A 13,347-nucleotide genomic window follows, 5' to 3' on the forward strand; every position below is an offset into this window, starting at 1 on the left:
TAACGACTGCTTTCTTTCAGTGACCCATAAACCGGGCGTACGACTGTGTAAGGTGTTTCGCCGCGGCATCCATAAGCTTTACGGCAATGTGATCCACGTGGCGCTTGTCCCACGACTCAAGCTCGGTGCCCTTCACCCACTGGTTGAACGAGCCGAGCGCCGGGCCGGTATGGATCTGATAATTCACCCGGTCCTCGCCCTTGCCCTCCATCGCAATGCGCGTGCAGTACGCGAAGTACCAGCGAAACACCAGCGCCATCTTGTGCTTGGCGTTCGCCTCGGCCTTGGCCACTTCATGGTCGAGCTTGACCGAGCGGAAGTAATCGACGGTCTCGCTCCAGATCTCGGTGAAGGTTTTCTTGAAGAAGGTGCCTTCCAGTTGCTGGCGCGTGCGCAACGGGATGTCGTCCAGGCTTTCGTAGTGCCGGTACAGGGACAGCAGCTTGTTGGCGCGGGCGGGAAAGAACACCGATTTCTTCATGACCTGCACTTGCGCGCCGATCTCGAACATGTCGCCGGCCGGCGCGTACTCGGTGTCCTGGATGTCGATCTCCTGCAGCATGGACTTGCCGTCCGCGCTCATGCCCGCCTCAACCGTGCACTGGTTGATCGAGCCGGTCATGACGAAATCCGCGCCGAGCAGAAACGCTGCCGCCGCGGCCTCCGGGCTGCCGATCCCGCCGGCCAATCCCATGCAGATGGGCTCGGCATAACCGTGCGTGCTCTGCATTTCGTCGCGCATGCGCAACAGCGGCGGCAGCATCACCGCGGCAATGCCGCCATCGGTATGGCCGCCGGAATCGGCTTCCACGCAGATGTCGTGGCTCATCGGAACGCGCGTCGACCATTCGGCCTGCTGCGGCGTGACCTGGCCGCGCTCGAGCAGCTGCCGGACGACGGCTGCCGGCGGCGGTGACATGAAGGCACGCGCGACTTCGGGGCGCGACACCTTGGCGATGATGCGGTGATCGCAGACCAGCTCGTTGCGCTCACCCAGCCGCAGGCCGTGCAGGCGATAACGCACCAAGGCCGGCGTCATCTGCATGAAGGCGGCCGCCTCGACATTCCGGACACCTTGCCTCAAGTAGAGGTCGACCACCGCCGCCTCCAGCTCCGGATAATCGTGGTTCGCCAGCAGATTCATGCCGTACGGCTGATCCTGCGCGAGCTCGCCCTGGATGCGCACAAGGTTGGCTTCGATCTTCGCCGGCGACAGGCCGCCCGCGCCGAAGAAACTGAGAAATCCCGCGCGACCCATGCGGATGACCAAGTCGGCCGATGCGACGCCGCGATACATGGCGCCTGCCAGGTAGGCATATTTGAGGCCGAAGCGGCGGCGAAATACTTCGCTGCCCAGGGACGTCGCTTCGATACGAGGTGCCGCACCGTTCGCGTCCGACCCGATCACGTCAGGAACTGGTGCGCGCGCATCCTCTGCTGATTCCCCGATAAGTGGTGATGCGGCGTGAACTGCCGGTCGCACCTTGTCGACTATGTGTTTGTCAAAGATCGGCTTGTCAAAGATGGGCTTGTCAAAGAGGGGCGTCTCACTGGCCTTGATGTCGGCCACCATCTTGGAAAGCACGCTTGCGCCGATCTCCTCGAACTCGGTCACGCCCCGGCCCATCAGGTAGCGGATCGAATCCACCCAGTGCACGGGCGAGGCGATCTGCATGGCCAGCGTTTCAGCAATACGCTCACCATCGTAGGGACGCGCAGTGGCATTGGCGATGACCGGAACCGAGAGGGGCGCGAACGAAAACTGGCCGAGGAACGCAGCGAAATCCGTCTGCAACGGCCGCACGTGACGCGAATGAAAGGCTGCGCTGACATTGAGCATTACGCAACGAATATTCATCGCAGCAAAACACTCCACGGCGGCGGCCAGCTGCAACTTCTCGCCGGCAATCACGGTCTGCTTGGGCGCATTGAAATTGGCGACGTCGATTTCGCCAAAGCCATACCGCTCAAGCAGCGCCTGCACCTCTAGGGCGGAAACGCCGATCACCGCCGCCATACCGCCGCCATGAACGGCGCTCATCAGTTCTCCGCGTTTCTTGACTAGCCGCAATCCCGTTTCGAACGAAAAAACGCCAGCGGCCCACAGCGCGTTGTACTCACCGAGGCTATGTCCGGCAAGGAAATCAGCGTGCGCCGGAACCTCGCCAGCACGACTGTGCGGGTACTTGCGCAGGTAATGCATGGCATTGACGACATACAAGGCCGGTTGCGTGTACTGCGTCTGCGACAGGCATCCGTTCGGATCGGCCAGGCACAGCTCTTCCAGCGAATAGCCGAGAATCTCCGAGGCTTGCCGGACCTGCGACGGAAACAGCGGAAAAAGCTCCCTGCCCATGCCCTTGAATTGGGAACCCTGCCCCGGAAACAGGATGACCTTCGCTGCTGACGTCATGGCGTGCGCACTCCTTGCCCTACCGTGCCGATCGCCCGGCGTGGCAACACTCGTTTTCTGATGTCTCGCGCCCCAAGGGCGCGAACCCTACCCTGAGAAAAGCAGTACGTAGTTTACGTGCCGCGTATGAAATTCAGCCCATCAGCGCGCTCCAAGCTCGTACCATCCGCCGGCACCGTGGCCGGCGATCGAAGGCGTGAGACCTGGCAGGCCTGGCAAATGGCGCTCCGCCCCAGGTGCCGCTGTTCGGATTGATGTTTTCGATGCCGAGGGGGAGCACTCGGCGGCCCACCGCCTCGGGTTGATGAGCTGTCGATATTCCGGGTCGAGCGCGACCGTCGATGGCGACAAGACCACGCCGTAGCAGCCGAACGCCACTTTCGCGCCCGGGCTCGCAGCCGGCCCGTCCCGTCCAAGGGCATCCCTACGCATGAATTCACCATGTCCCCTAAGCCCGTCGAATTCAAATCAACATTGCGTGAAAATGCCGTGAAGACCATCCTCACTAAGGGCAACCGGCCGGCATGCGCCCTGTGACTGCCAATCAGCCAGTCACTCAGCGTGGTGATCCATGCCGGGCTCGGGGATACCGGCATTGCCGAAACCGTGCAAGACAACGAGCCGCATGACAACCGCTTGACCCACAAATGGTTGCCTGGCTGCAGGCTGACGGCTATGGCGGAATTTCCCTCGACGCCGAAAATGAAGGCACGCCTTACCTCCCCAACTGCTCGCCAAGGGACAACTACTGCCGAAGTTCGATAGCACCAATGGTCAAATTCGCGTCGGGACGAAGCGTGGCCTCAAGCGCTCTGCGAAGTTCATTGGGTGCAACAGGGTTCTTGCTGGTAGGCACCAGTCCTGAGCTCGCCTCGAATAGGATGGTCAACTCTTTTGCGTCTGGAAACCCAAGAGCTTGCAGCTGTCGGGTTACATTGTATTCGAACGTGCGTGCTACTGGCCCTCCACGCTCCATGCGATCCATGCTGTGAGCATGATCGAAGACACCGAACCAATTGATGGTGGCAACGTAAGCTCTCGGTGTCGATTCGTCATTTTTCGCAACATACACATCCACCAATGCGCCGGGCGCGAAGAGTGAGCTTACATCGCGCAGCACAAGTTCTGTATTTTTTAGCTGCGCAGTCGCGGAAATCGTCACTTCAACGGAAGTAACATTCGAGTTTAACGGGACTGGCATGCTCGAAAACAAAACGTTCGGAAAGGCTTGTTCGACGCTGGCCGGCGGCTGTATCTGCACTTCTACTGCAGCGACCGCTGGTACGCGCGTGCATGCGCTGTCGTTGTCGTAAACATAACCTAGCACGGTGGTGTCAAGAAAATCTTTGACGGGACGGGTTACCTCAGCGCCGGTTTCGTCTACGAAGGTGAAGCTCTGGTTTTCCCACGTGCCGGGTTGCTCGCTGGGGTGCAAATACTGCCAGCAAGACCACATTCGGTCGATATTCGTGTGATGCATATAGAAGATCGGATCGTTGGCTGCCACGCCGACCAATCCCATCAGCGCTACAGGGCAAGTTTTCACCATGGCGCAGTGCACGTTGCCATGCACAGTGGATTCAATGTCCTTTTCGTACTGGAGAAAGCTCGTGTCCGTGGTCAAAGGGCCGTCAATATCGGTTATGTTCGGGTTCAACGCGAGCTGGCCCTGGTTCACCGCCGTGGACCGGCGCCAATCGTAGAGTGGAGAGGTGGTGTCTCGAAATTCAGCCGGAAGCGCAGTTTCAGCGGGATTCGTGTAGTCCCAATACGGAAGTGTCAGCGTCGGGTCGTTCGCAGCCCAGCGCATCACACGCTCCAAATAGTAAAGAAACATGCGGTGCCAACCGAAAAAGTTCACCTCCATCCCCGGCGGCGAATGCTGGCAAGTTGCCCAGATCGTCTTCGCGATGGCGTCTGGCGGTGTCTGGTCGACGATTCCCGGCATGCCCGCGGTACCAACCAGATACGGCAGGTACTGCGACAGGCCATCATTCGTCAATTGTTGGCTTCGTTCGGCAACCGTCCCGAACGAGCTGGTAGGCCCGAGATAGCCATGAATATTCGCCCAATATTTCCAGCTTCGACGAAAATCGGCCGAATCCGTCGGACTGTTATCGAGCGACCTCATTTTGGCTACGGCCTTCTTGAAGCTAGCCAATCGCTTCGCGCCATCAGGTCCGCTGACAAAGTCCTGCCATTTCATGCGGGTGTGCAGCCCAGTCACTGGGGTGGACTGCGCGACAGCAGTTTGGAAACCCAGGTTCGCGGCCACCAAGCCAAGCACGGCCACCAGCATCGAAGAGCTAAGGAATTTCATAGCTCCTCCTTTGTCACGCAGAAATACGAAGAATTGAATTTAGCCGCCTGCTCTCGTCTGCGCTGCGTGAATAAGGCCTAGCGAAAAATCCTTGCAGCATTTGTTGACGAGGATGTGAATAAGCCTTGGCGGCGAAATTTGTGCCAAAGGTCCCTCTGCTGGCAATATTTTCCAACGATACCGAGAAGGGCAAAACGTGAGTTCCCGTATTTCTCTATCGATGTTGGCGGAGCATGCCAAGGCACGCGGTTGATGAGCGTGAAAAGCACGTCACCGAAGCTCTATCCGGCGTTGATACCTGGGCTGGTCGTCTTCCTCAATCTCAATACGAGCCGCATTCCGAGGTATCGGAAAGGAGAAGACAGGGCCATCCAAGATTTAAAACGTGTGTAATCTTGGGTGACCCAGTTCTGTTTCCAGTGAAATCATTGGGCATGCAAAGGATTTGCTCGTTCGACTCATCTAACTTTGAGCACACAGAGGAAAGCAGGCCGAGGAAAACCGACGCCTAGAACAAGCGCCATGCCGTATCGTGTAAAGTGACGAGATCCACGTGATGGCAACTAGCGGCAACCCATGAAATCCCACCGAATCCAAAGCTCCATAGTGGGGCTTACCTTGGTGACTGCTGCCTTCACATCGCCCGCAGCGACATCCCATGCCCAACCCGCCAGCGTGGAACAATTGCCGGGGGTCTATCGATTCGCGCTGGGTGACGCCAAAATCACCGCGCTCTCGGACGGAACCATCGACCTGGATCTGCACCAGTTGCTGCGCGGAGTCACTCCCGATCGCCTCGACGCATTGCTCCGGCAGGACTTCCTGGAAGATCCCGTCCGCACGTCCATCAATGCCTTCCTGGTCGAGACCGGCAAGCGCCGCGTATTGGTCGACACCGGGAGCGGCGAATTGTTCGGCAACCGCGTCGGCCGGTTACAGGAAAGTCTCGCTGCAGCAGGTGTCCGCCCGGATCAGATCGACGACATCCTGATCACTCATGTGCACATCGATCACGTGGGTGGCCTGGCGCATGGCGGCAAGGCGGTTTTCACCAAGGCAACCATCCATGTCGGCAAACCGGACCTTGCTTTCTACTTTTATCCCGCAGCGTCATCGAGAGCACATGGCGACGCCGAGTCGTCGGCAAGCGCCGTCAAAGTACTGAAGCCCTACGCCAATCTCGGCAGGATAAAGCCCTTTTCCGGGTCGGAAGAAATTTTTCCTGGCATGACCGGCACGATTCGACCCGGACACACGCCTGGCAGTGCATTCTATACGCTCGAAAGCCAGGGCAGGAAAATCGTCTTCATCGGGGACTCGATTCACTCGCTCGCACAATTGACCGATCCGTCCATAACCATAGCCTTCGACACCGATTCGAAGCTCGCTGAAGGCGTTCGCACCCAGGCTTTCGCGGACTTCGCGTCCCACCGCACGCTTATAGCAGCGCCGCACCTCCCCTTCCCGGGCATCGGCCATATCCGTCAAGCCGGCCAAGGCTATACATGGGTGCCCGTTGGCTACGATGACCGCCCCTTGACACCGCTTCCCCTGGAGGACTGAGGTTGAACTTTTCCCGAAGCTAAGGCGGCAACCTTAATTTCAAAGATTGGGGCCGCAAGCTTTCGGGTGGCACTGTATGCGCGTCTGGCAGAGCGTAGGCCGGGATGGCAATCCCAGCATCTCGCGGCTGTAAGCATCGCAATGCTGGGTTTTGCAACCCAGCCTACGCGCTGGCGGCGACCGTTTTGAACGGCTCGCACGCTCCCTATGCATCGCCGGCTTTGGCTTTCCTTATTATCTCTTCCTCATAAGGCTGTATGGGAATCGGCCATCCCTCAGGACCCTTGATATATTTCACGGCCTCATCATCGCCTGGCCATATTTGGATAAGATAAAAATCTTCCGATGACCCGTCCAGCCGGCCAGTGTACTGCCCACCCCAATATATCCTGGCACGGTGCTGTCCGTTTTCCGCGGAAACCCTGGCGAAGGGCTTTGAATCGGTACTCGATTCAAAATAAATCACCCCGTCAACAACCATAAGTGGGCATTCTGCAACACGATCCCATTTACCCAAGTCCTCCTTGGTCAAATCAAGCTCATCGAGCTGATACTCGATTTGAATCGCAATTTCGCTGAATTCACTCAGAACGCGAACCATCACCCCACCAGAGAACAAGCCAAAACCGCGGGCATTACATTCATCCGCAACCATGCCGGCATTTTCAGGAAATGCCCGCGATCGGTTAAATAGGTAAAACGACAAATATTCCGGCACATGCTTAATGAGCGATATCATCATGCCATCCAATGGTTTGTCATGCAGGGAGCGCAGGACGCAAGCCCGTTTCTTCGGTCTCTCTGGGCACCAGTTATGAACGATTCCGCGAGCCAGCGCAATCGTCACCGCATGCGACTGCCGCTTAGTGACGCTCGGGCAGAATGAGTTTGAAAGTGGAGCCGCGTCCGACCTCGCTTTCAAAGCGGATGCTTCCGTTCTGCATGACCGCGAGGCGCTTGGAAAGATAAAGGCCAAGGCCGGTCCCTTCGATGGGGTGATCCGGGAGCTGGTCGACCTGCGAAAATGCCTGGAACAAGGCGTTCTGGTCTTCCGGCCGGATGCCGCATCCGGTATCGGCGACACGTATCTCGCAGCAATATTGGCCGTCGATCATGGTGCGCTCCGCCGCGAAGGAAATCCTGCCACCCTGCTCCGTGAACTTGATGGCGTTATTGCCAAGATTGATCAGGATCTGGCTGAGCGCGCGCCGATCGGCATAGATATCCAGCTCGGCCGACGGCAGCTTCAGTTCAAGCGAAATGCTCTTGCGCTTGACCAATGGATGCAACAAGGTGGCCACCTCCTCGATAACCTCCTTGCAGGAGAGATAGCGCATGTTGAGCTCGGGGTGCCCGGACTCGATCTTGGCCAGATCAAGCAGGTCGTTGATCAGCGATAGCAAGTGCTTGGCACTGGACTCTACCGTTTGCAGCTGCCCTTCCTGCTCCGCGTTCAGCTCGCCGGGCAGTCGCATCAGCAAAGTGCCGGTGTAGCCGAGGATGGCGTTGAGTGGCGTACGCAACTCATGCGACATGGAAGCCAGGAATCGATCCTTGGCTTCGGAGGTGACACGCAACTCGATGTTCTTATCGTGCAGCCGACGCTCGTTTTCCTCGTTCTGCAAATGATTCATCGCGAAAGAAATATCGCTGGCTATTTCGACCAGCAGCTGTTTCTCGTCGGTATCGAACACGTTCTCTTCGAACGCGTAAAAGCCCAGTACGCCGACCAGCTGGCCGTGTACTGCCAAAGGGAACATGGCCGAAGAACAATAGCCTCGCCTGAAGGCCTCTACGCCCAATGGCTGAAGACGATCGTCTTCGGCGATGCCGTTGCATATCACTGGTTGATTTTTCAACAACGCGGAGACGGCCGATACGCCCTTCAGACGTTCGCCCCTGGCCTCGTTCAAACTCAGGGTAAACTTGCAGGCATCAGCGTGGCCCTTGCAGGCAACCGGGGTCACCGTCTGGCTTTCTTCATCCACCAGACCTATCCATGCCAGGGCGAATTTGCCCAGTTCCACGGCAATGCGACAGGTTTCCTCAAAAAGCTCCTCGAGCTCGCGCACGCGCACGATGACACTATTGATGCCGCTGAGCACGGCGTACAGCCGATTGAGACGGGCTATCTTCGCCTCGTAGACCTTGCGTTCCGTTACGTCCCGAATGGCCACCGCAACCATTCTGTCGCCGTCGGCCTCCATCGGACTGAGACTAATGTCCACCGGGAACGACGTCCCGTCCTTGCGTACGCCAAACAGGCCATTACCCCCAGCCTCAAGACTGGGCTTTCGGTGCACGTCCAGGTGAGCCTTGTCCAGGATGCGTGGCAAAAGCCTGCCGACGTTTTCGCCGACGAGCTCGATCCGGCGGTAGTCGAATACCGCCTCGGCCTGACGGTTGACGAGTGCGATCCGGCCATTCCCATCGATCATCAGAACGGCATCGGGGGCGTATTCGAAAAGATTGTGAAACTTCAACTCCATCCGCCTGCGCTCAGCCATCTCGGCGGTCAACGCGGCCGTCCGCAAATCCACGAGACGTTCCAGATGGGCGTGCAAATTCGCGCGCTGCAGTGCAATAGCCAGCTGCAGTCCCAAGCTGTCGAATGCTTCCAGGTCACCTTCCGCGAACTCCCCCTCCCCGCCCACCAGATTGAGAATGCCCAAACTCTGGTCTCCGCTCCATAGCGGCACGCAAGCGTGAGTGGCCGCGCCGTTGCCAGGCCGTGCAATGCGCCAACAATCCGGCATATTGACAGACCGGTTCTTTCCGTCTGCAATGAATTGGCGCTGGCACTCGCACAAATCCTGAGCGGCGCACTTGGCTTGCAGTTCCGTGTCAAGATGGTGCGTACCCCCGAGTCGGAACGACTCATCGCCATTCCATAGATAGATCCATCCGCCCTCTACCCCGGGAAGATGCACAGCATTCGCGAGCGCCTGCGCGCATACCTCGCGCTCGCTCAACGCGCCATTCAAGCCTTCGGCAATGCGGTAAAGACCCGCCAAAGTAAGATTGGACTCGGACAATTCGCGCTCACGTTTCGTCAGCTCCGCAGTCAGGTGGACGGCTTCTTCATAGACCGATATCAGCAGGTCCACGATTTGCTGCCGCTCGGCCGTGACGAAATGCTTTTCCCCTCCCAGGTAGATCTCCACACCCAGGTTTATCTTTTGGTTGCGCCGCAACTCGTTGGTCATCAAAAGATAGTCGACCCTTGCAAGCAAATAGTCATCCTCGTACGGCTTGCGTATGAAATTGTCGGCGCCGCATTTCAATCCTTGCATGATGTCCGACGCATCCGAGAGCGAGGTGAGAAGAATCACCGGTACGTCATGAAGCTGCTCGTCATGCTTGACTTCCCTGCACAGATCGAAGCCGGTCATCTCGGGCATCATCACGTCGCTGATGATCAGCGCAGGCTTGCGTTTGAGCGCTGCATTCAGAGCCTTGCGCCCATTTGCCGCGATCGTCACCGAATAGCCATGCTCTTCGAGCAGGTAGCGCACGCGTTCGGCCTGGGTCGAGCTGTCCTCGGCAACGAGTATCTCTGTGGTGCGATTTTGCTCTCTCGTCTTGCTCGCTTCAGGTTTCATGATTCACCTTCCCATGTGGCTTATAGGCGCCGATTGGCGGCCGCCATGAACATGTCGGCAATCTTGTCCAGCGGGAGGACGTGCACTGCGGCGTGGAGTCGAATGGCTTCGCCGGGCATGCCATGCACGACCGAACTGGCCTCGTCCTGCGCAAAGGTGATGGCCCCCTTCTCCCTCAGCAAGCGCAGCGCCTGGGCGCCATCTCGCCCCATGCCGCTTAGCAGGCCCGCAATCGCCTCGCCGCCATAAACCTCGGCTACGGAACGGAATAGATAGGAGGCCGACGGGCGCGAGCCGGATTCGGGCGGGTCGTTGGTCAACACGATGGTGTTGCCGTGCGACACTTTCATCTGAAAGCCATCCGGCGCCACATAGACATGCCCGGGACGCATGACCTCATGCTGGGAGGCCACATGGATCGGAAGCCTGACCGTCGGCCTGAGCCATTCGACGAATCCTTCGGTAAAGCTGGCTGTCATGTGCTGGACGATCAACACCGGGACCGGAAATTCCTTGGATAAACGCGCAAGGATGGCTTGAATCGCCGGCGGCCCCCCAGTGGAAGCCCCGATCGCCGCCACGCGAATTCTTGCCGGGGCAGACGGGCTCGCCACTTCGGGAAAAAGCGCGCTCGCCACATGATTTGCACGTGGCCAACGACGGACCAGCTTGATTTCCGACATCAGCTTTACCGCCTGCACCAGTTCCTTGGCCATGCTCGCATGCAGCGGATGACCAATGCCCATGGGTGTCGCCAGCACCGTCAGGGCCCCGGCTTCCAATGCCTTGAAGGTAGTCGCCAACTCCTTTGCGTCGCGGCCTGCGGAGACGATGACGATCGGCGTAGGCGTGGTTTCCATGATGCGGCGCGTGGCTTCCAGCCCGTCCATCTTCGGCATGTGGATGTCCATGGTGATGACGTCAGGCCTATAACGGCGCACGGCGTCCAGCGCTTCCATGCCATCGCGCGCCGTGCCAACGACTTTCAGCTCAGGATCCGAACCCAGCACGTAAACCAGAAAATCGAGGACCGCGGACGAATCCTCCACGACAAGGACCTTGATCACGCGCTCCCTCCTGGAAATCTCTAAAGACAGGACTGCAATGCATCCGACGGCGTCATACCAGCCTCCTGACGGCATCCAGCAGATTGCTCTGGTCAAACTGGCTCTTCACTATGTAGGCATTGGCGCCCACATCGATCCCCCGTTCGCGATGCTCACGTGACCCCAACGCCGTCACGAGCACCACCGGCAAGTCCGATAGCTGCTTGTCGGCGCGCAGCTTGGCGGTAAGGTCAAAGCCATCCATGCGCGGCATTTCCACGTCGGACACGACCAGGTCGAATTTGCCGGTCTTGAGCGTGGTGAAACCGTCCATGCCGTCAACCGCCGTGCTGACCTGATATCCGGCGGTCTCCAGGATGCCTTTGAGCAGGGACCGCGAGGTGATCGAGTCCTCGACCACGAGTATCGACCGCTTTTCGGTGACTTCGCCCTTGTCGCCGTCAGGGCTGGCGCCTGCGGCTCGTGGCGTGAACACCTGCTTCATCGCCGATTTCAGCAAATCCGAGACATTCAATACCGGCACGACCTGTCCCGTGCCCAGTACGCTCGCACCGGCAACATTGCGCACGCGCACCAGCTGGCGGCCCAGCGGCTTGACCAGCACTTCATGCTCGCCAAGGACCTCATCCACGCGAAACGCCACCTTTACATGCGCCATTTCGATGACGACCGCCAAGGTGCTGCTCCTGGGCGGTTCGCTCGTACGCGATCGCGGCATCTCAAGCACGTCGCCAAGTCCCACCAACGATACCGCCTGGGCATTCACCGGAATGGTTTCCCGATTTTCCACCGTGCGAATGGCGCTATGATCCAAACGCATGACGCGTTCGACGTGGATCGTCGGAATGACCAAGAGTTGACCGCCTTCGCGAACGATCAAACCGTGGAAATTCGCCAGCATCAAGGGCAGCACGATGCGAAATACCGTTCCAGCATCACGCCGGGATTCAATCGCGATACTGCCACCGAGCTTCTCGACCTTTTCGCGAACGATGGCTAGCCCAAGGCCACGGCCGGAAACGTCCGTGATGATCGGGCTGGTACTGAGGCCCGACTTGAACACCAGCGCCATGGCCTCCTGCTCGTCCATGCGCCCTCCGTCCTGCAAGGCGATGTTTTTGAGCTTGCTGGCCGCCGCCTTTACCGCGGGGACGTCGATCCCCGCGCCATCATCGGCAACGACCACTTCGACCTTGCCGCTGTCCTTTTGCGAGATGGCCACCATGATCGTGCCCCTCGCCGGCTTGCCCTTGGCGCCACGCACTGCCGGAGTGGCTATGCCGTGATCAATGCTATTGCGCAGTAGATGAATCAGAGGATCTTTCATCGCATCCAGAATGCGCCGGTCGATTTCGATGTCGCCGCCCTGCATCGAAAGTTCCACAGTCTTGCCCTGTTCGCGGGCCAGCTCGCGAACAAAGCGGGGAAACCCTTCCAGCAGCGACGAGAACGGCAGCAGCTGCATCTCCTTGCAATCGCGCAACAGGCTGTCGCTCATGCTGGTCAGAACACGCTGATCGTGCTGCGTGGATCGACTGAGCCTGGCCAGGTGATCCTCGATGACTTTCAGCTGCACCTGCTCGCTGTCCAGGTACTCCAGCAGCTTCGACAGCTCCTGTTTACGGCTGGTCGCACCGTTCGCAGTAGCGTGATCGTCGGGCTCCCCCACCACGCTTTGGGAAGAAGCCTGCAGCGAATGCTCGATCACGCGCAAGGCCGGTTGCAGCCGTGCGCGCTGCTTCTTCCACGCCGAAAGCATCGACACCGCCTCATTGAGCTCCAGCAGGCGCTGACTGGCGGCCAGCCGAGGCGCCAACAGCTCCTCCACATGGCGCATCACCGTATCCAGCTTCGCAATGGATACTCGTACCGTTTCAGGCGTGACGTTGGGTGCTACGTATGGCGTGTCGGCCGGAGCCTTCATGACAGGCTCATCCGGCTGCTCCGTGTTCGTCGACTTACCCTTCAGCGCGTCGTCAAGCCGCCGCGCCGCCGCCGCCGCGAGCGGCAGGCGCTGGTCCAGCGACGCTGCATCCGTCGAAACCAGGTGGCCGATCGTGTCCAGTGACTCGTGCAGGAGATTGAGCAATGCTGGCTTCGGTTCCAGCCGCCCCGCCTTCAACGCGGCCAGGACGCTTTCCAGCGGCTGACATACCGACCCGATGGGTTCGAGATTTACCGCCTGCGCAGCCCCCTTCAGACTGTGTGCACTGCGGAATATGGCCTCGATCAGGCTTTTCGACTCACCTGACGAGGCCTGCTCCAAAGTCAGCAAGCCCGATGACATCGACTTCAGATGCTCGTCGGCCTCCGACTGAAAGGTCAGCCGCAGGCGTTCCAGCAGATCATCGCTCTTCTTGTCGGTAGTACGCCTGGTCATGG

7 protein-coding genes are annotated in these 13,347 nt (G+C 58.9%); 1 reads left to right on the forward strand and 6 read right to left on the reverse strand.

Going from position 1 to position 13,347, the window contains the following annotated elements; translation table 11 throughout:
* Nucleotides 1–16 precede the first annotated feature (16 nt).
* Together fabD and EKH80_RS03645 are read right to left on the reverse strand one after the other, a co-directional pair.
* Complete coding sequence (fabD, locus tag EKH80_RS03640; RefSeq protein WP_126683363.1) at nt 17–2,413, reverse strand: ACP S-malonyltransferase; 2,397 nt, start codon at nt 2,411–2,413, stop codon at nt 17–19.
* A gap of 745 nt (nt 2,414–3,158) precedes the next feature.
* On the reverse strand, nt 3,159–4,733 hold the full coding sequence (locus EKH80_RS03645; RefSeq protein WP_126683364.1) for a tyrosinase family protein: 1,575 nt from the start codon (nt 4,731–4,733) through the stop codon (nt 3,159–3,161).
* 621 nt (nt 4,734–5,354) lie between these two features.
* On the opposite strand from EKH80_RS03645, the gene EKH80_RS03650 reads away from it, so the two are divergent.
* Nucleotides 5,355–6,296: an MBL fold metallo-hydrolase gene (locus EKH80_RS03650; protein ID WP_230473419.1), complete on the forward strand. Its 942-nt coding sequence runs from the start codon at nt 5,355–5,357 to the stop codon at nt 6,294–6,296.
* A gap of 205 nt (nt 6,297–6,501) precedes the next feature.
* Here EKH80_RS03650 and EKH80_RS03655 read toward each other — a convergent pair whose 3' ends face one another.
* Genes EKH80_RS03655 through EKH80_RS03670 form a run of 4 tightly spaced genes read right to left on the reverse strand, consistent with a single transcriptional unit; the run spans nt 6,502 to nt 13,345 of the window.
* Nucleotides 6,502–7,143, reverse strand: a complete 642-nt coding sequence (locus EKH80_RS03655; RefSeq protein WP_148110419.1) for a hypothetical protein — start codon at nt 7,141–7,143, stop codon at nt 6,502–6,504.
* Nucleotides 7,144–7,159: 16 nt separating this feature from the next.
* The gene (locus EKH80_RS03660) at nt 7,160–9,898 is read right to left on the reverse strand and encodes a GAF domain-containing protein (protein WP_126683367.1); all 2,739 of its coding nucleotides are present in this window, start codon (nt 9,896–9,898) and stop codon (nt 7,160–7,162) included.
* Nucleotides 9,899–9,918: 20 nt separating this feature from the next.
* Nucleotides 9,919–10,965, reverse strand: coding sequence for a chemotaxis-specific protein-glutamate methyltransferase CheB (cheB, locus tag EKH80_RS03665; RefSeq protein WP_126683368.1), 1,047 nt, complete (start codon nt 10,963–10,965; stop codon nt 9,919–9,921).
* A 52-nt stretch (nt 10,966–11,017) separates the two neighbouring features.
* A complete protein-coding gene (locus tag EKH80_RS03670; RefSeq protein ID WP_126683369.1) occupies nt 11,018–13,345 on the reverse strand; it encodes a hybrid sensor histidine kinase/response regulator in 2,328 nt (775 codons plus the stop codon).
* Nucleotides 13,346–13,347: the final 2 nt, after the last annotated feature.

Origin of the sequence: Dyella choica, assembly GCF_003977665.1 — a bacterium.
Lineage (GTDB): Bacteria > Pseudomonadota > Gammaproteobacteria > Xanthomonadales > Rhodanobacteraceae > Dyella_B > Dyella_B choica.